An 18,193-nucleotide genomic window follows, 5' to 3' on the forward strand; every position below is an offset into this window, starting at 1 on the left:
CCCGCCAGCGCCCCGCGCGCCCGGGCGCCCAGCGCCGCCCCCGGGGGCCGCCGTACGTCTGCGTCAGGGGTCAGCCCCGGGAGGGGAGCGAAAACGGAGGCCTGTGCGAGGGCCTGCGGGGACCGGCGCCCGGCCGCAGCAGCAGGGACAGGACCACTGCCGACACCAGCAGACCGCCGACGAAGGTCGCAGTCAGGGTGTTGTGTCCGGGGCCCAGCGCGAAGTGCGTGAGGTACGCCCCGAACAGCGCCCCAAGTACCCCGCTGACCAGCACCACTCTCAGGGAGGGCAGCCGGCGTGCGAACACGCGCGCTGCCGTCGCGGACAGGGCGAGGCCCAGCAGAGCAGAGCCGAGCGCTTCCATCAGCAGCATGAGGTCCCTCCCACACGTCGGGGCAAACCAAGTCACTGCCGTCCTACCCGAAGCGGAAGAACGGGAAACGGCCCGGTGGAATCAACCACCGGGCCGTTTCGGACACTTCTCGGCACGTCAGGTGCCGTCGCGTCAGAGTGCGCCGAAACCGACCTTGCGTGCGGTCGGCTCGCCCAGGTCGACGTACGACAGGCGGTCGGACGGCACCAGGACCTTGCGGCCCTTGACGTCGGTGAGGCTGAGCAGCGGCGCCGTGCCGGACAGCGCGGCGGCGACGATGCCCTCCAGCTCCTCGGCGCTCAGGTCGCTCTCCAGCACGATCTCCCGGGGTGCGTGCTGCACGCCGATCTTGACCTCCACGGCTTTGTCCCTCCGACGGTCCGTTTCGCGCGATCAGCCGCGCCGTACGCGGTCCACATTAGCCCGGAGAGGGGACGCGGACCGCGCAGAGCGGACACGCTGGCAGCGAACACCGGACACCGGTCGGCTACCCGCGGGCGCCGGGCGCCACGAGCCAGGACCAGGCGTCAGGCCTCCGTGCCGTGCAGCGGGAAGCCGGCGATGCCGCGCCAGGCGAGCGAGGTCAGCAGGCCGACCGCGGTGTCACGGGCGACCGGGCTCTCGCTGGACAGCCAGTAGCGGGCCACGACCTGCGAGACCCCGCCCAGGCCCACGGCCAGCAGCATCGACTCGTCCTTGGACAGGCCGGTGTCCTCGGCGATGACGTCGGAGATGGCCTCGGCGCACTGGAGCGAGACCCGGTCCACGCGCTCGCGCACGGCGGGCTCGTTCGTCAGGTCGGACTCGAAGACCAGCCGGAAGGCGCCGCCCTCGTCCTCCACGTACGCGAAGTAGGCGTCCATCGTGGCGGCCACGCGCAGCTTGTTGTCGGTCGTCGACGCCAGCGCGGTGCGCACGGCCAGCAGCAGTGCCTCGCAGTGCTGGTCCAGCAGTGCCAGGTACAGGTCGAGCTTGCCGGGGAAGTGCTGGTACAGCACCGGCTTGCTGACCCCGGCGCGCTCGGCGATGTCGTCCATCGCGGCAGCGTGGTAACCCTGCGCGACGAAAACCTCCTGGGCCGCGCCCAGGAGCTGGTTCCGTCGGGCTCGGCGCGGCAGTCGCGTGCCCCGCGGACGCGCTGCTTCGGTCTGCTCGATGGCTGTCACGCCGCCTCCCACTTTCTCTAAGAACACAGTGCGCTCTGCGCCGCGCCGCCATCGTACTTTTCGGTAACCGAATCTGGAGGGTTCAAGCCGAGTTTTCTCGCGGTACGGACGTGCCACCGGCCCCTGGAGGCGCTGGTCAGCGGTCGGTCAGCGGTAGTCGTCCTCGTCCAGCGGCACCACCCGTGCCTGCTCGGCGGCGTCGCCGTCGTTGGCCTCGCCCCGGTCCGGGCCGGTGACCGGGTCGTCCTCGTCGGGGCGCAGATCCGCCCGCTGCTCCGCCACGTCCGCCTCGGGCGCCTCGGGGTCGAGGACCTCCGGCTCGCCCTCCCGGAAGGTGTCCGGCTCCGCAGGGTCGACAGTCATGGCGCTCCCCTCGCTTCCTTTTGCTCACTACGAGCCTAGGAGCCTCGCGGATACCCCGCGAGGCGGATCGGCATGCGTCTGTGACCGCGAACACAAGGAGAGGCGCGTGATCGTCTCGTAACATTGCCCGCATGTCTTCGACCGAGCTGCCGGGTGTACGGTCCACCGCCGAGCCTGCCTCCCTGGTGGGAGCCGTCCGGGTGGCCGAAGGAGAGCGGTTGCGCACCGCCGTGCTGCCCGGGCTGGAGCTCGCCGTCCGGGACCGGCTCCCGACGCGTACCGGCCTGCCGCCCGCCCTGTTCGTGCACGGACTCGGCGGCTCCTCGCAGAACTGGTCGGCGCTCATGGCGCAGCTGGCCGACACCGTCGACGGCGAGGCCGTCGACCTGCCCGGCTTCGGCTGGTCCCCGCCGCCCGCCGACGGGGACTACTCGGTCACCGCGCTCGCCCGCGCCGTCATCCGCCATCTCGACGCGGCCGACCGCGGCCCCGTCCACCTCTTCGGCAACTCCCTCGGAGGCGCCGTCTCCACCCGCGTCGCGGCCGTGCGCCCCGACCTGGTGCGCACCCTGACCCTGGTCTCGCCCGCCCTGCCCGAGCTGCGCGTGCAGAAGTCGGCGGTGCCGACCGCCCTGCTCGCCGTGCCGGGGATGGCCGCCCTCTTCGGCCGCCTCACGCGCGGCCTGACCGCCGAGCAGCGCACCCGCGGGGTGCTGGGCCTCTGTTACGGAGACCCCGCGCGGGTGACGCCGGAGGGCTTCCGGCTGGCGGTGGAGGAGATGGAGCGGCGGATGGGCCTGCCGTACTTCTGGGAGGCGATGACCCGTACCTCGCGCGGCATCGTCGACGCCTACACCCTCGGTGGCCAGCACGGACTGTGGCGCCAGGCGCAGCGGGTGCTCGCCCCGGCCCTGCTGGTCTACGGTGGCCGGGACCAGCTGGTCTCGTACCGTATGGCGCACAAGGCCGCCGCCGCCTACCGGGGCTCGCGGCTGCTGTGTCTGCCCGAGGCCGGGCACGTGGCGATGATGGAGTACCCCGAGGTGGTGGCCGGGGCGTTCCGGGACCTGCTGCGGGACACCGCCGCGGCGGACACCGACCGAGATACCGAAGACGGCAGAGGCTGAGGACCGTGGGACGACACAGTCGCAAGGCCCCGCCCGCTCCCGCCGCGCCCGCCCCGGCACCCGCGGAGCCCGCCCCGGTTCCCTACGAGGACCCGCTGGGCCGGTACGAGCCGTGGCCGGACCCGTACGAGGAGCCGGGCAGCCTGTTCGGGGGCCCGGCGGGCCCGTACGGGGAACCGCTCGGGCGGGGCCACGCCGAACCGACCGTCACCCACCAGGGCTACGTGCCCCAGACCTACCCCTGGCCCGAGGAGCGGCCCGGCGGGCACCCCGAGCCGTACGAGCAGTACGAGCCCGGCGATGTCTGGGGAGCCGGGCCCGGCTCCGTCTACGGCGACTGGCACGGCGTCCCGCGCGACGGGACCCCGGCGGCGGCCGCCGTGGCCGCCCCGTCCTTCCCGGCCCCCCCACCCACCGCTCCGTCCGCTCCGGTCTTCCCGGCCGCCGACCCGCTCACCTCCACCGGCTCGCACCGCCGGGTGCCCGGGCCGCGCAAACCCGTCCGGGACGCGCCCGCCGTGCCCGCCGAGCGCGTCGCCGATGCCGTGGATCACGCCGAGGAGCGGTCCGGCTCCGGCCGGGGCGCGAAGGTGCGTACGTACACCGGCATGGCCGCCGCGGCCGTCACCACCGTGCTCGCGGTCGTGGTCGCCGTCCAGGTCGCCTCCGAGAGCGACATCGGCAAGGCCGGCGCGCTCGCCTCCCCCGACGACGGCCGGGCACGCGCCGACGCCGGCGCCGCCTCCCGCTCCGACGGCCGCCCGACGCCGGACGTGTCCGGGGGCCAGGTCGCGAGCCCGTCCGCGGAGCCGTCCGCGGCCCCGCCCGCACCGGAGCTGTCGTACGAGCAGAAGATGGCCCAGCAGTTGCCCATCGACGCCAAGCTCACCGGCCCGGGCACCTTCGACACCGTCCCCGGCGTGGCCCAGGCGCCCGGCAAGGGGAAGGTCGTCCGCTACCGGGTCGACGTCGAGCAGGGCTTGGGCCTGGACCCGCAGCTGTTCGCCGAGGCCGTCCACCGCACCCTCAACGACCCGCGCAGCTGGGGCCACGGCGGCACCAAGACCTTCGAGCGGGTCCCGGGCGGCGAGACCGACTTCGTCATCACCCTCGCCAGCCCCGGCACCACCGGGACCTGGTGCGCCAAGTCCGGGCTGGACACCACCGTGGACAACGTCTCCTGCGACTCCGCCGCCACCGACCGCGTGATGATCAACGCCTTCCGCTGGGCGCAGGGCTCGCCGACGTACGGCCCGGACCAGATGTTCGCGTACCGGCAGATGCTCATCAACCACGAGGTCGGGCACCGGCTCGGACACGGCCACGTGAGCTGCCGCACCCCGGGCTCGCTCGCGCCGATCATGCAGCAGCAGACGAAGTCCCTCGATGTGGACGGCATCCGCTGCAAGCCCAACCCCTGGGTGTACCCGGGCAGTTGACGGTCCGGCAGCTGGGCGCGTTGACAATCCGTCCGATCATCGGCCATGGTTCTCCGCATGTCGCAGCACCACACCATGATCGCGAGCGCCGCCATTGAGCTGGCGCTGCTTGGTGTGACCGCGCACAGCGTGGCCGACATCTTCTGTCGCTGACCCCGGCCCGTCCGCGTCGCGACCTCTTTCCCGTCTTCGCCGCGCCCGGGTGTACGCACGCCCGCAGGCGCGGTCCTTTCTTTCCTGACGCCCCACTTCCGGCGTCGACCGCTGCCCTGGCGTGGCCTCTTCCATCCTTACCTTCACGCCGAGAGGTTCCTTCCCCATGCCGTCCTTCGGACCAGCCAGCCCCCACACAGCGCGCCGCGTGGCCGCGATCGCCGTCAGCCTCGTCCTGGCCGGGGGCGCCGCGGCCTGCGGGCCCAAGGACGGCGCGGACAGGGCGGGCGCCGGTGACAGGCCGGGCGCCGCCGGGGCCGCCCCGCAGAGCGGCGGCACCCTCACCGTCCTCAACTCCGAGCCGCAGAGCGACTTCGACCCGGCCCGGCTCTACACCTCGGGCGGCGGAAACGTTCCCTCGCTGGTCTTCCGCACGCTGACCACCCGCAACCGCGAGGACGGCGCAGCCGGGGCCAAGGTCGTCCCCGACCTCGCCACCGACACCGGCAAGCCCAACGCCGACGCCACGGAGTGGACGTACACCCTCAAGGACGGGCTGAAGTACGAGGACGGCTCCCCGATCACCAGCGCCGACATCAAGTACGGCATCGAGCGGTCCTTCGCCGCCGAGCTGTCGGGCGGCGCCCCCTACCTGCGGGACTGGCTCGTCGGCGGGGAGTCGTACGAGGGCCCGTACAAGGACGGCGGCAAGGGCCTCGACTCGATCGTCGTGCCCGACCCGAAGACGATCGTCTTCAAGCTGCGCAAGCCCGAGGGCGAGTTCCCCTTCGTCGCCACCCAGACGCAGTTCGCCCCCGTCCCCAAGGCCAAGGACACCGGAGCCACGTACGAGGAGCACCCCGTCTCCTCCGGCCCGTACAAGGTCGTCAAGAACGAGAACGACGGAGAGACCCTCACCCTGGAACGCAACGAGCACTGGGACCCGAAGACCGACGAGGAGCGCAAGGCCTACCCGGACAAGATCGACGTCCGCTCCGGCCTCGACTCCGCGGTCATCAACCAGCGCCTCACCACCAGCTCCGGTCCCGACTCCGCCGCCATCACCACCGACACCAACCTGGGGCCCGCCGAGCTCGCCCAGATCGGCAGCAACAAGGAGCTGGAGGGACGCGTCGGCACCGGGCACTTCGGCTACGTCAACTACCTGGCCTTCAACCCGAAGGTGGCCCCCTTCGACAACCCGAAGGTCCGCCAGGCCGTCTCCTACGCCATCAACCGCACCAGCGTGATCAACGCGGCCGGCGGCTCCGCGCTGGCCGAGCCCGCCACCACCTTCCTCCCCGAACGCGAGGCCTTCGGCTTCGCGCCCTACGACCACTTCCCCGCGGGCAGGTCCGGCGACCCGGCCAAGGCGAAGGAACTGCTGAAGGAGGCCGGCTTCCCCGACGGCCTCACCATCACCCTCACCCACTCCACCGCCCAGAACCGGCAGACCAGCCCCGAGGTCGCCACCGCCGTCCAGCAGGCGCTCGCCGCCGCCGGGATCACCGTCAAGCTGGAGGGCCTGGAGAACAACGCCTTCAACGAGCGCCGCTGGGACGCCGAGAACACCCCCGGCTTCTTCCTTTCCCGCTGGGGCGCCGACTGGCCGTCCGGCGGCCCCTTCCTCGCACCGATCTTCGACGGCCGGCAGATCGTGGCCAACGGCTCCAACTACAACCACGCGCAGCTCGACGACCCGGCCGTGAACGCCGAGATCGACGAGATCGCCAAGCTGACCGACCTCGCGGCGGCCGGCAAGCGCTGGGGCGCCCTCGACAAGAAGATCGGCGAGCAGGCCCTCGCCGTGCCGCTCTTCCACCCGGTCTACAAGCGGCTCGTCGGCAAGGACGTCAAGAACGTCGTCATCAGCGACTGGACCGGCGTCCTCGACATCTCGCAGGTCTCCGTCAAGTGAGCGTGCTCATCGACCGGCCCGGCCGGCCGGTTCCCGCGCCCGGGGCCGCCGCCCCGGGCGCGGGCACCGCGCGCCGGGTCCGGCAACGGCTGCGCCGCCGTCCAGCGGCCCTCGCGGCCGCCGCCGTCCTCGCGCTGCTCGTCGTCCTCGCCCTCGCCGCCCCACTGATCTCCCAGCTCACCGGCCAGGACCCGGCCGCCTACCACGACGACCTCGTGGACTCCGCACGCGGCGGCGTACCGATCGGCTCCCTCGGCGGGATCTCCGCCGACCACTGGCTCGGCGTCGAACCGGGCACCGGCCGCGACCTGTTCATCCGGCTCCTCTACGGTGCGCGGATCTCCCTGCTCGTCGCCGTCGGCGCCACCGCCGTACAGATCGCCGTCGGCGTGGCCGTCGGACTCGCCGCGGCCCTCGGCAACCGCTTCGTCAGCCAGCTCATCGGCCGGTTCACCGACGTGATGATCGCGCTGCCCATGCTGGTGATCGGCATCGCCCTCACCGCGGTCGTCCCGCCCGACTTCCCCCGGCCGCTGCTGCTGATCCTGATCATCGGGCTGCTCGACTGGGGCGGCACCGCCCGGATGGTGCGCGCCCAGACCCTCGCCCTGCGCGACCTGGACTTCGTCGACGCCGCCCGGCTCTCCGGCAACGGCACGCTGCGGATCGCCCGCCGCGAACTGCTGCCCTCACTGGCCGCGCCCGTCATCACCCTCGCCGCGATCAAGGTCCCCACCGCCATGGTGGCCGAGGCCTCGCTGTCCTTCCTCGGGGTCGGCGTCAAACCGCCCACCCCCTCCTGGGGGCAGATGCTGTCCAGCGCCCAGACCTGGTTCCGCGCCGACCCCGCCTACGTGCTGCTCCCCGCCGGGCTGCTCTTCGTCACCGTGCTCGCCTTCACCGTGCTCGGCGACGCCGTCCGCACGGCCCTGGACCCGCGCGAAGGCTCCCGCCTGCGGGTCGGCACCGGAAAGGAGCGCGGCGCATGACCCGCTTCGTACTCAAACGGACCGGCGGCGCACTGCTCGTGCTGCTCGCCCTGTCCGTCCTCGTCTACGCCCTCTTCTACCTCGCCCCCGGCGACCCCGCCCGCCTCGCCTGCGGGGAGCGCTGCAACCCGGCGCAGATCGCCCAGGTGCGCGAGCAGCTCGGACTGAACGACTCCGCGGTGGCCCAATACCTGCACTTCCTCCAAGGGCTGCTGCTCGGCCGGGACCACTCCGGCGGCGCCGGAGTCGTAGTGCACTGCGACGCCCCCTGCCTCGGGTTCTCGTACCAGAACGACCAGCAGGTCACCGACCTGATCCTGGACCGGCTGCCCGCCACCCTCTCGCTGGCGCTCGGCGCGCTGGTCGTCTGGCTGGTGGTCGGCGTCGGCACCGGACTGCTGTCCGCGCTGCGCCGCGGCGGCTTCACCGAACGGGCCCTGACCGTCCTCACGCTGGCCGGCACCGGCACCCCCGTCTTCATCCTGGGCCTGCTCCTGCTCATGACCGTCTGCGCCTACCTCCAGTGGTTGCCCTTCCCGACCTACGTGCCCCTCGGCGAGGACCCCGAGCAGTGGGCCTGGAACCTGCTGCTGCCCTGGCTGACCCTCGGCCTGTTCGAAAGCGCCAAGTACGCCCGGATCACCCGCAGTTCCACCCTGGAGACGCTCGCCGAGGACCACATCAGGACCTTCCGCGCCTACGGGGTCTCCGAGCGGTCCGTCGTCACCCGGCACGCGGTGCGAGGGGCGGTGGCACCCGTGATCGCGCTCAGCGCCGTGGACTTCGGGACGATGATCGGCGGCGCGGTGCTGACGGAGTCCCTGTTCGGGATCCCCGGCCTCGGCAAGACGCTGATCGACGGGGTGCGGGTCGTGGACCTGCCCGTCGTGGTGGGCGTCGTCCTGGCCATCGGTGCGGCCGTGGTCCTCGCGGGCGCCGTCGCCGACCTGTTGTACGCCGTAGCGGACCGGAGGGTGGCCCTCGTATGACGCAGCCGTTGGTGGAAGTGCGCGACCTCGTCGTCGACTTCCCGGTCGGGGGAGCGGGAGAGCGCGTACGGGCCGTGGACGGGGTCTCCTTCACCCTGGAACCAGGGCGAGCCCTGGGCATCGTGGGCGAGTCGGGCAGCGGAAAGTCCACCGTCGCCGCCGCCCTGCTGGGCCTGCACCGCGGGACGGGCGCCCGGCTGGAGGGCACCGTCCGGGTCGGCGGCACCGACGTGGCCTCGGCCTCCCCGCACGAGCTGCGCGTCCTGCGGGGCGGCACGGCCGCCATGGTCTTCCAGGACCCGCTCAGCTCCCTCGACCCGTACTACGCCGTCGGCGACCAGATCGCCGAGGTCCACCGGATCCACGCGGACGTCTCCCGGCGGGCCGCGCGGGCACGGGCCGTCGAGGTGCTGGAGCGGGTGGGCATCCCGGACGCGGTACGCCGTTCGCGCGCGCGGCCGCACGAGTTCAGCGGAGGCATGCGCCAGCGGGCCCTCATCGCGATGGCCCTGGCCTGCGAGCCGCGGCTGCTCATCGCCGACGAGCCCACCACCGCGCTGGACGTCACCGTCCAGGCCCAGATCATGGACCTGCTGCACGGTCTGCGCGAGGAGCGCGGGCTCGGGCTGCTCCTGGTCACGCACGACGTGGGGGTGGCGGCGGAGAGTGTGGACGAGCTGCTGGTCATGCGGGGTGGCTGCGCCGTGGAGTGGGGGGCGGTGGGTGCGGTTCTCTCGGCGCCGGCCGAGCCGTATACGCGGGCGCTGCTGGGGGCCGTGCCGAGGCTTGACGCGCCGCGGGTCTCCCGGGCTCTGCCCGGACCCGCGCCTCGATCGCCGGCGGGGCTCAAAGATCGGGGCTCCGCCCCGGGCCCCGCGCCTCAAACGCCGGCGGGGCTCAAAGATCGGGGCTCCGCCCCGGACCCCGCGCCTCAAACGCCGGCGGGGCTGGAATTGCCGCCGGTGGAGCTGGACTTGCCGCCACTGGGGCTGGATCGGGGTTTGCCTGTTGTCGAGGCCTTTGCCCTGCGGAGGGAGTTCGGGCGGGGCGGGCGGCGGGTGGTGGCCGTGGCCGGGGTGTCGCTCGCCGTGTACGCCGGGGAGACACTCGGGATCGTCGGCGAGAGCGGTTCCGGCAAGAGCACCCTCGGGCGGATGCTCGTGGGACTGCTGGAGCCCGGCTCCGGGCAGGTCCGGCACCAGGGCGTCGAGGTCACCGGGATCGCGGACGGCGTGCAGATGGTGTTCCAGGACCCGGTCTGCTCCCTCAACCCGCGCCGCTCCGTCGGCGAATCCATCGCCGACCCGCTGCGCGCGGCCGGGGAACGCGACGAGCGCGCGATCCGGGCCCGGGTCGGTGAGCTGCTGGTCCGCGTCGGGCTGGAGGCCGCGCACTACGACCGCTACCCGCACGAGTTCAGCGGCGGCCAGCGCCAGCGCGTCGGCATCGCGCGGGCCCTGGCACCCCGGCCCCGGCTGATCGTCTGCGACGAGCCCGTGTCCGCCCTGGACGTGACCACCCAGGCGCAGGTCACCGCCTTGCTGGCGGAGCTCCAGCGCGAGCTGGGCATCGCCCTCGTCTTCATCGCGCACGACCTGGCGGTGGTCCGGCAGGTCAGTGACCGGGTCGCCGTGATGCGGGGCGGGGAGATCGTGGAGGAGGGCCCGGTGGACGAGGTCTACGGCCGGCCGGCCCACCCGTACACCCGGCAACTGCTGGCCGCCGTCCCGGTGCTGGACCCCCGGCTGGCCGCCGGACGCCGCGCCTCCCGGCAGGAGGTCCTCGCCTAGGCCCTGTCCGGGCGATCTTCGCGGGCCCGCGCCGCCTGGCACGGCGCCTCGCCGCGTTGTCGGACCGCGCGAGTACGGCCAAGTACGAGCTGCGATCCTCCGCCTTGCGATGCACCGCACCAGACGACGCGGGCTGATCCACGAAGATCGCCCGGACAGGACCTAGCGGATCCGTCGGCGGGGAGGGCCGCCATTCCCCGTTACTAGCGTGCTCGAACGCGAACCGTACGGGAAAGTTACGACTCTTCACCCCTTCCGGTGGCGCGACGGACAACCGTCCGTCGCGCCTTCGGCATATCCGCTTGAGTTCTTCCGCGGCGGGTCGCCGGACCGACGGCGACCGCCTGGACGGGAGATCGGGGGTGCCACTCGTGCGGATCGGACTGCTCACGGAAGGTGGTTATCCGTATGCGACGGGAGAGGCGAGGCTGTGGTGCGACCGGCTCGTGCGCGGGCTCCCGCAGCACGAGTTCGAGCTCTACGCGCTGAGCCGCAGCGCCGAGCAGGAGCGCACCCGGGTCCCGCTGCCCGAGCACGTCACCCGGGTCCGCACGGCCCCCCTCTGGGCCCCGGCCGACGACGGGCGGACGTACTCCCGGCGCGAACGGCGGCGGTTCGCCGGCTGTTTCAGGGAACTGGTCCAGGGGATCTGCACGGGTGAGGCCGGGCCCTTCGCCGCCGGGCTGTACGGGCTCGCCGGTCTCGCCTGGGAACAGGGCGGCCTGTACGCGGCGCTGCGCTCCGAGGCCGCGGTGCGCGCGGTGGAGTCCGCCTGCCGGGCCCCGGGCGCGAGCCGCGCCGTACAGGCCGTACGGGTACCCGACCTGCTGGAGTTCGTCGACGAACTGGAGCGGGTGCTGCGGCCGTTGTCCCTCGACTGGTACGAGGAGCGCGGCGGTCTCGGCGCGGTCGACGTCTGCCACGCGACGGCGGGCGGGGTGGCGGCCCTCCCCGGACTGCTGGCCAAACGCTTCTTCGGGGTGCCCCTGCTGGTCACCGAGTACGGGGTCCAGCTGCGGGCCCACTACCTCGGCCGGGCCGACGACGAGCGCGGCCCGGACGCCCGCCCCGCCCTGCGGGCCCTGCTGGCGGCCTTCCACGGCAGGCTGGCCGGCGAGATCTACGCCCAGGCCGACCTCCTGACCCCCGGCAACGCGCACTCCCGGCGCTGGCAGGAGCGGTGCGGGGCCCCCCGGGAGCGGCTGCGGACGGTCTACCCGGGCATGGAGGCGGACCGATTCGCCACGATCGGGGAGGCCGAGGACGGCGGGGACCCCGACACCCTGGTGTGGGTCGGCCGGATAGAGCCGGCCAAGGACCTGATCGGCCTGCTGCACGCCTTCGCCGAGGTCCGCAGGGCCGAACCGGGCACCCGGCTGCGGATCTTCGCGAAGGAGGCCGAGCCGGGATACCTCGCCGACTGCCGCTCGCTGGCCGCGCAGCTCTTCCCGGACGAGGCCGCCGACGCCGTCACCGCCGGGGAGAACCCCGTCACCTTCGAGGAGCTCGGCGGACCCGACGCCCCCACCTCGGCCGAGGCCCACGCCGCCGGGCAGGTCGTCGTGCTCTCCTCCGTGATCGAGGGCTTCCCCCTCACCCTGGCCGAGGCGATGTTCTGCGGCCGGGCCACCGTCTCCACCGACGTGGGCGCGGTGCGCGAGGTCATCGGCGGCACCGGGCTGGTCGTCCCCCCGCGCAATCCGCGGGCGCTCGCCGACGCCTGCCTGTCACTGCTGCGGGATCCCGAACGGGCCCGGCGGCTCGGCGCGGCGGCCCGGGCGCGGGCCCTGGAGCTGTTCACCGTCGAGCAGAACGTGGCCGCGTTCCAGGACATCTACCTCGGCCTGCTCGCCCGCGGATCCGCCCGGCCGGACGGGGAGATCCCCTTCGCCCAGCCCCCGGAGGCCCGGGTCCCGGGCCACTGGACCACCCCAACCTGGGCTCCGGTCCCCACCTCGGAGGCATCGGTATGACCGTCGAAGAAGCCGCCCCCACCACCACCGCCCCCGCCACCACGGGCGCCCCGGCCCCGGCCGCCGCCCGCCGCCGGGCCGCCGGGGATCCCGTCAAGGCGCTGCTCCACCGGCACCGCGCCCTGTGCGAACGGGCCGTGGACCCCCTGGAGATCGCCGCCGGACTGGAAGCCCACGGGATCACCGACCGCACCGCCGCCCGCTTCCGGCACCGGGACGTCTTCTCCCTCGCCGAGGAGCTGTACGCCCGGTCCGCCCGCGCCGAGGCCCCGGCCGGCCCCGCGCGGCTGCTCCCGGCCGAGGTGACCAGCGGCCCCCGGGCCCTGCGGGGCTTCGGCTGCGCGCTGCTGCCCGGAGCCCTCGCGCTGGGCGCGGCCGCCGCCGGGATGCCCTTCGCGGGCCCCGCCGCCGCGCTCGTCACGGTCGCCGCCCTGGTGTGGCCCGGGCGGGCCGCGGGGGGCCGTTTCCCCTGGCTCGTGCACCTGCTCGCCGCGGGCGCGGTCGGCTGGGCCACGTACCGGTACGGCACCGCCCTCGCCGTCGGTCTCGCCCTGGCCGTTGCCCCCGGGCACCTGGCCGCCGCCGCCTTCGCCACCCGCGCCCGGCACCGGCTCGCCGCCAGCCGGGCCCTGGAGGAGTTCGCGGCCGGGGCCCGGCCCCTGCTGGCCGGGGCCGTCCTGGGCTTCACCGCGGCCGCCGCCGGGGCGGCCGTACTCGCCGGCGCGCCCCTCACCGTCGCCGTACCGCTCGCCCTGCTGCTGTTCCTGACCCGGCTGCTGCTCCGGCACGGCGCGCACCGCGGGCCCGTCGCGGCGGCCCTGGCGCTCGCCCTCGTCCCCGCCCCGGCGGCGGCCGTCGCCGCCGTCGCGCTGCTCCTCGTACAGGCGGTGCCCGCCCTGTCCCGCGCCTCCTCGCACGCCCGTCCCTGACGTCCCCCCCGACGTCCCCACGTCCCCCGGACCACCGCCACGCCCTTCGGAGCCGACGCCGGAGCGCCGTACCCGTACCCCGCCCCATCCACCCACCCGCAAGGAGAACCAGGACATGACCGGCCAGCCAACCGAACAAGGGGTCACGCGATGAGGGTGCTGCTGATCGGAGCCAACGGATACCTCGGCCGCTACGTCGCGGACCGGCTGCTCGCCGACCCCGCCGTCCAGCTCACCGCGCTCGGCCGCGGCGACGACGCCGACGTCCGCTTCGACCTCGCCACCGGCAGCCCCGGCGCGCTCACCCGGTTCCTCGACGCCGTTCACCCGGGCGTCGTCATCAACTGCGCCGGCGCCACCCGCGGCGGGGCCCGGGAACTCACCCGGCACAACACCGTCGCCGTGGCCACCATCTGCGAATCGCTGCGCCGCAGCGGCTGCGGGGCCCGGCTGGTCCAGCTCGGCTGCGCCGCCGAGTACGGCCCCAGCCAGCCCGGATCCTCCACGGCCGAGGACGCCGTCCCGAGACCCGGCGGACCGTACGGCGTCAGCAAGCTGGCCGCGACCGAGCTGGTGCTGGGCTCCGGGCTCGACGCCGTCGTCCTGCGGATCTTCTCGCCCGTCGGCCCCGGCACCCCCGCCGGATCCCCGCTCGGCCGGCTCGCCGAGGCCATGCGCCGCGCGATGCAGTCCGGCGACGGGGAGCTCAAGCTCAGCGGGCTCGGGGTCCAGCGCGACTTCGTGGACGTACGGGACGTGGCGCGGGCCGTGCACGCCGCCTCGCTCTCCGCCGCCCAGGGCGTCGTCAACATCGGCACCGGCCGCGCGGTCCGGCTGCGTGACGCCGCCGCAGTGCTGGCGCGGGTCGCCGGGTACGGAGGCGCCCTGCACGAGCTCGACGTACCGCACGGCGGAGTCCCGCAGCCGCACCTGCACCCCGGCCGCCCGGCGGGTCTCGCCGCCATCGGATCGCCCCGCAGCGAGGCCACGTCCGAGCAGCTCGCCGGCTCGGCCCCGCAGCCCCACCCCTACCCCGACGGCTGCGGAGCCTGGCAGCAGGCCGACGTCCGCACCGCCCGGGACCGGCTCGGCTGGCGGCCCCGGATCAACCTGGAGGAGTCCCTCGCGGACATCTGGATGGAGGCGGCATGCCGCATCTGACCACCCCGCCGGGGGCCACGGCGGCCGCCGCGACCGGCGCCGGCCGCCCTGGCCTGGGGGTCCCCGGCTATGCGCACCCGCTGCTCGCCCCCGTCGAATGGGCCGAGCTGACCCGCCCGGGCACCCCGCTGCACTGGGCCGTGCTCAATGTCACGGACGGCCCGGGCGGCCGCCCCGACCCGCACTGCTCGGAGGTGGCCGCCCGGCTCCGGAACGCCGGCGGCGGTGGCCACCGGCTGCTCGGCCATCTCGCGATGCGAGACGGCGAACGGTCCTTCGGCGAGCTGATCTCCGACGCCCACCGCTTCCGGGACTGGTACGGGGTGGGCGGCTTCTACCTGGCCGGCGCCCCGGCCGGCAAAGGAGAGCTCGCGGCGGTGCGCCGGGTCGTCGACACCCTGCGGGGCCTCGGCGACGGGCTGCGGATCGTGCTCGGGCACGGCACCCACCCCTACGAGGGCTATGCCGAAACCGCCGATCAGCTGGTCACCTTCGCCGGCGCCTGGGCCGACTACCGCTGGTCGCAGGTGGCGGAGTGGACGGCCGACCACCCGGCGGAGCTGTTCTGCCACCTCGTCCACGGAGTGCCCCGGACCCATCTGGAGGAGGCCGTCCGGATCGCCCGCTGGCAGGGTGCGGGCACCGTATGGTTCACGGACCGGCGGGGAGCGGGGGACCGGGACCCCTGGGCCTCGATGCCCGGGTACTGGGACGAAATCGTCTCGCGGATCGGGACGGGTGTCTTGGAATGAAGTGGGCCGTGGCAGTGTTACGGGACAGAACAACCCTTTGAATGCTCCCCGCTTCCGCGGGGATGACCCGCTGGAGTCCCCGTGTCGCTGCCACCCTTGGTTGAGCCAGCCGCAGAGCTCACCGTTGACGAGGTCCGCCGGTACTCGCGGCACCTGATCATCCCGGATGTCGGGATGGACGGCCAGAAGCGCCTGAAGAACGCCAAGGTGCTCGCCGTGGGCGCCGGCGGGCTCGGCTCGCCCGCCCTCATGTACCTGGCCGCGGCCGGCGTCGGCACGCTGGGCATCGTCGAGTTCGACGAGGTCGACGAGTCGAACCTGCAGCGCCAGATCATCCACAGCCAGGCGGACATCGGCCGTTCCAAGGCCGAGTCGGCCCGTGACAGCGTGCTGGGCATCAACCCGTACGTGAACGTGGTCCTTCACGAAGAGCGGCTCGAAGCCGAGAACGTGATGGAGATCTTCAGCCAGTACGACCTCATCGTCGACGGCACGGACAACTTCGCCACGCGCTACCTGGTCAACGACGCCTGCGTACTGCTGAACAAGCCGTACGTGTGGGGTTCGATCTACCGCTTCGACGGCCAGGCCTCGGTCTTCTGGTCCGAGCACGGCCCGTGCTACCGGTGCCTGTACCCGGAGCCCCCGCCGCCGGGCATGGTCCCGAGCTGCGCCGAGGGCGGCGTACTGGGCGTGCTCTGCGCGTCCATCGGGTCCATCCAGGTCACCGAGGCCATCAAGGTCCTCACGGGCGTCGGCGAGCCGCTGGTCGGCCGCCTGATGATCTACGACGCCCTGGAGATGCAGTACCGCCAGGTCAAGGTCCGCAAGGACCCCGACTGCGCGGTCTGCGGTCCGAACGCGACCGTCACCGAGCTCATCGACTACGAGGCCTTCTGCGGCGTCGTGTCGGAAGAGGCCCAGGAGGCGGCCGCCGGCTCGACGATCACTCCCAAGCAGCTCAAGGAGTGGATCGACGACGGCGAGAACATCGAGATCATCGACGTCCGCGAGATCAACGAGTACGAGATCGTCTCGATCCCCGGCGCGAAGCTGATCCCCAAGGGCGAGTTCCTCATGGGCACCGCCCTCCAGGACATGCCCCAGGACAAGCGGATCGTCCTGCACTGCAAGACGGGTGTCCGCAGTGCGGAAGTCCTCGCGGTCCTGAAGTCCGCGGGCTTCTCCGACGCCGTGCACGTCGGCGGCGGCGTGATCGGCTGGGTCCACCAGATCGAGCCGCACAAGCCGGTGTACTAGTCGGTGTACTAGCAGCCGCCCGAAGGGGCCGTACCTCGCAGTCGAGGTACGGCCCCTTCGGCGTGCGGCGAGGCTCCCGCTAGGCCGCCGTGCAGACCGTGCCCGCCGCCGGCACCTTCCCGTCCAGCAGGTAGGAGTTCACCGCCTTCTGCACGCACGGGTCGCCGCTGTTGTACGCGCCGTGCCCCTCGCCCTTGTACGTGAGCTCCACGCCGACGCCCGGACCGAGCCGCTCCACCATCTTGCGGGCGCCCTCGTACGGGGTCGCCGGGTCGCCGGTGTTGCCGATCACCAGGATCGGGGCGGCGCCCGGGGCGGACACGTCCGGGGTGTCCCAGGCGCCCGGGACGGGCCAGTCGGTGCAGCCCATCATCGCCCAGCCGAGGAAGTTCCCGAAGACGGGTGAGGCCGAACGGAACGCCGGGAGCTTGGCCTTGGTCTGGGCCAGGGTGTAACGCTCCTTGGAGTCGGCGCAGTTGATGGCCGTGTTGGCCGCCCCGATGTTGCTGTAGTGCCCCTGCTGGTCGCGGCCGTTGAGCGCGTCGGACAGCGCGAGCAGCAGTTGTCCCTGCCCGCCCTCCGCCTCGTCCAGCCCCTGTTCGAGCAGTGGCCACAGCTCCTTGGAGTACAGGGCCTGGGCGATGCCGTTGGTCGCGGCGCTCTCGGTGAGCTGCCGGTCCCCGATGCCCGCGATCGGCCGCGCCTCCAGGTCCTTCTGGAGCTTCATGACGTTCGCCTCGATCTCCTTGACGGTGCTGCCCTGGAGCAGGCAGGAGTCGCCGCGGTCCAGGCAGTCCTGCGCGAAGTTGCCGAGCGCGAGCTGGAAGCCCTTGGCCTGGCCCAGCGCCCCCTGCTCGGAGGTCGCGGTCGGGTCCACGACGGCGTCGAAGACGGCCCGGCCGACGTTCTTCGGGAAGAGGTGGGCGTAGACCCCGCCGAGTTCGGTGCCGTAGGAGATCCCGAAGTAGTGGAGCTTCTCGTCGCCGAGGGCCTGGCGGATGCGGTCCATGTCGCGGGCGGCGTTCTCGGTGCCGACGTGGGGCAGGAGCTTGGCCGAGTTCTTCTCGCAGGCCCGCTGGTAGGTGCGGATGTTGTCGACGAAGGCACTCTCCTCCTGCGGGGTCTCGGGCGAGGAGTCCTGGGCGTAGTACGCGTCCAGCTGCTTGTCGTCCTCGCAGCGGACGGGCGCGCTGCGGCCCACCCCGCGCGGGTCGAAGCTCACCAGGTCGTACCGGGCGCGCAGGGCCTCGTACTCCTTGGCGGCGCCGGGGAGGGTGGTGATGCCGGAGCCGCCGGGGCCGCCGAAGTTGAAGAGGAGGGAGCCGATGCGCTGGTCCTTCTTACGGGCCTTTGCGCGGATCAGCGCGATCGGTACGGTCTCCCCCTCGGGTTTCGCGTAGTCGAGGGGGACGTCGAGCGTGGCGCACTGCCAGTCCTTGCCCGGGGCCGGTCCGCCACCCTCCAGGGCCGTCGGGGCCGGGCACTCGCCCCACTTGAGGGGCTTGGCCCCCGCGGTGCCGCCGCCCTTCGTTCTGTCCTCCTCGCCCTCGCCGGAGCAGGCGCTGGTGGCGAGCAGGGCGGCGGCGAGCGCGGCGGAGGCGGTGACCCGCCAGGCGTTTCTCGGCATGTCCCCATCCTGTGCGGGGTTCGCCGCCGCCGCCCCTGCGCTGACCCGAACGGGTCCCCCCACCCCCGGCTGCGCCGGAGCACAACTCAGCCTCGCCGGCGATCTGCCCCTCGGCCTTGCCCCGCTCGATGAGCGCCATCACAGACTCGGAATCGGCGATCTCCGGCGGGAGCGTACGGGATGT

At 73.4% G+C, this 18,193-nt stretch carries 17 protein-coding genes; 12 read left to right on the top strand and 5 right to left on the bottom strand.

What is annotated here, in order from left to right; translation table 11 throughout:
* Positions 1-70: 70 nt before the first annotated feature.
* From AB0D94_RS36115 to AB0D94_RS36130, 4 genes are all read right to left on the bottom strand, one after another.
* Positions 71-373, bottom strand: a complete 303-nt coding sequence (locus AB0D94_RS36115) for a hypothetical protein (RefSeq protein ID WP_362061577.1) — start codon at positions 371-373, stop codon at positions 71-73.
* 132 nt (positions 374-505) lie between these two features.
* On the bottom strand, positions 506-733 hold the full coding sequence (locus tag AB0D94_RS36120; RefSeq protein ID WP_031146311.1) for a DUF3107 domain-containing protein: 228 nt from the start codon (positions 731-733) through the stop codon (positions 506-508).
* 167 nt (positions 734-900) lie between these two features.
* On the bottom strand, positions 901-1,539 hold the full coding sequence (locus AB0D94_RS36125) for a TetR/AcrR family transcriptional regulator (RefSeq protein ID WP_362061581.1): 639 nt from the start codon (positions 1,537-1,539) through the stop codon (positions 901-903).
* A 147-nt stretch (positions 1,540-1,686) separates the two neighbouring features.
* On the bottom strand, positions 1,687-1,902 hold the full coding sequence (locus AB0D94_RS36130) for a hypothetical protein (RefSeq protein WP_362061584.1): 216 nt from the start codon (positions 1,900-1,902) through the stop codon (positions 1,687-1,689).
* Positions 1,903-2,033: 131 nt separating this feature from the next.
* On the opposite strand from AB0D94_RS36130, the gene AB0D94_RS36135 reads away from it, so the two are divergent.
* The 12 genes from AB0D94_RS36135 (at position 2,034) to moeZ (ending at position 16,382) form a co-directional block, all read left to right on the top strand.
* Positions 2,034-3,029 carry an alpha/beta hydrolase gene (locus AB0D94_RS36135; protein ID WP_362061587.1) on the top strand — a complete coding sequence of 332 codons (996 nt, stop codon included), beginning with the start codon at positions 2,034-2,036 and terminating at the stop codon, positions 3,027-3,029.
* A gap of 5 nt (positions 3,030-3,034) precedes the next feature.
* Positions 3,035-4,468, top strand: coding sequence for a DUF3152 domain-containing protein (locus tag AB0D94_RS36140; protein WP_362061590.1), 1,434 nt, complete (start codon positions 3,035-3,037; stop codon positions 4,466-4,468).
* Positions 4,469-4,525: 57 nt separating this feature from the next.
* Positions 4,526-4,621 carry an Ms4533A family Cys-rich leader peptide gene (locus AB0D94_RS36145; RefSeq protein WP_324617527.1) on the top strand — a complete coding sequence of 32 codons (96 nt, stop codon included), beginning with the start codon at positions 4,526-4,528 and terminating at the stop codon, positions 4,619-4,621.
* 166 nt (positions 4,622-4,787) lie between these two features.
* Positions 4,788-6,539 (top strand): ABC transporter substrate-binding protein, encoded by a 1,752-nt coding sequence (locus AB0D94_RS36150; RefSeq protein ID WP_362061594.1) that lies wholly within the window; start codon positions 4,788-4,790, stop codon positions 6,537-6,539.
* Complete coding sequence (locus AB0D94_RS36155; protein ID WP_362061597.1) at positions 6,536-7,528, top strand: ABC transporter permease; 993 nt, start codon at positions 6,536-6,538, stop codon at positions 7,526-7,528. Before AB0D94_RS36150 ends, AB0D94_RS36155 begins: the two co-directional genes overlap by 4 nt.
* A complete protein-coding gene (locus AB0D94_RS36160; RefSeq protein WP_362061600.1) occupies positions 7,525-8,517 on the top strand; it encodes an ABC transporter permease in 993 nt (330 codons plus the stop codon). Before AB0D94_RS36155 ends, AB0D94_RS36160 begins: the two co-directional genes overlap by 4 nt.
* Positions 8,514-10,307, top strand: coding sequence for an ABC transporter ATP-binding protein (locus tag AB0D94_RS36165; protein WP_362061603.1), 1,794 nt, complete (start codon positions 8,514-8,516; stop codon positions 10,305-10,307). Before AB0D94_RS36160 ends, AB0D94_RS36165 begins: the two co-directional genes overlap by 4 nt.
* Positions 10,308-10,678: 371 nt before the next feature.
* Positions 10,679-12,280, top strand: coding sequence for a GT4 family glycosyltransferase PelF (gene pelF, locus AB0D94_RS36170; protein WP_362061606.1), 1,602 nt, complete (start codon positions 10,679-10,681; stop codon positions 12,278-12,280).
* Positions 12,277-13,209: a hypothetical protein gene (locus AB0D94_RS36175; protein WP_362061609.1), complete on the top strand. Its 933-nt coding sequence runs from the start codon at positions 12,277-12,279 to the stop codon at positions 13,207-13,209. Before pelF ends, AB0D94_RS36175 begins: the two co-directional genes overlap by 4 nt.
* 150 nt (positions 13,210-13,359) lie before the next feature.
* On the top strand, positions 13,360-14,370 hold the full coding sequence (locus tag AB0D94_RS36180; protein ID WP_362061612.1) for an NAD-dependent epimerase/dehydratase: 1,011 nt from the start codon (positions 13,360-13,362) through the stop codon (positions 14,368-14,370).
* Positions 14,358-15,122, top strand: coding sequence for a spherulation-specific family 4 protein (locus AB0D94_RS36185; protein ID WP_362061615.1), 765 nt, complete (start codon positions 14,358-14,360; stop codon positions 15,120-15,122). The genes AB0D94_RS36180 and AB0D94_RS36185 overlap by 13 nt, the downstream gene beginning before the upstream one ends.
* 81 nt (positions 15,123-15,203) lie before the next feature.
* Complete coding sequence (gene moeZ / locus AB0D94_RS36190) at positions 15,204-16,382, top strand: adenylyltransferase/sulfurtransferase MoeZ (RefSeq protein ID WP_362061618.1); 1,179 nt, start codon at positions 15,204-15,206, stop codon at positions 16,380-16,382.
* A 79-nt stretch (positions 16,383-16,461) separates the two neighbouring features.
* Here moeZ and AB0D94_RS36195 read toward each other — a convergent pair whose 3' ends face one another.
* A complete protein-coding gene (locus AB0D94_RS36195) occupies positions 16,462-18,009 on the bottom strand; it encodes an alpha/beta hydrolase (RefSeq protein ID WP_362061621.1) in 1,548 nt (515 codons plus the stop codon).
* Positions 18,010-18,193 lie beyond the last annotated feature (184 nt).

It is taken from the genome of Streptomyces sp. NPDC048255 (assembly GCF_040652415.1).
Taxonomy (GTDB): Bacteria; Actinomycetota; Actinomycetes; order Streptomycetales; family Streptomycetaceae; genus Streptomyces.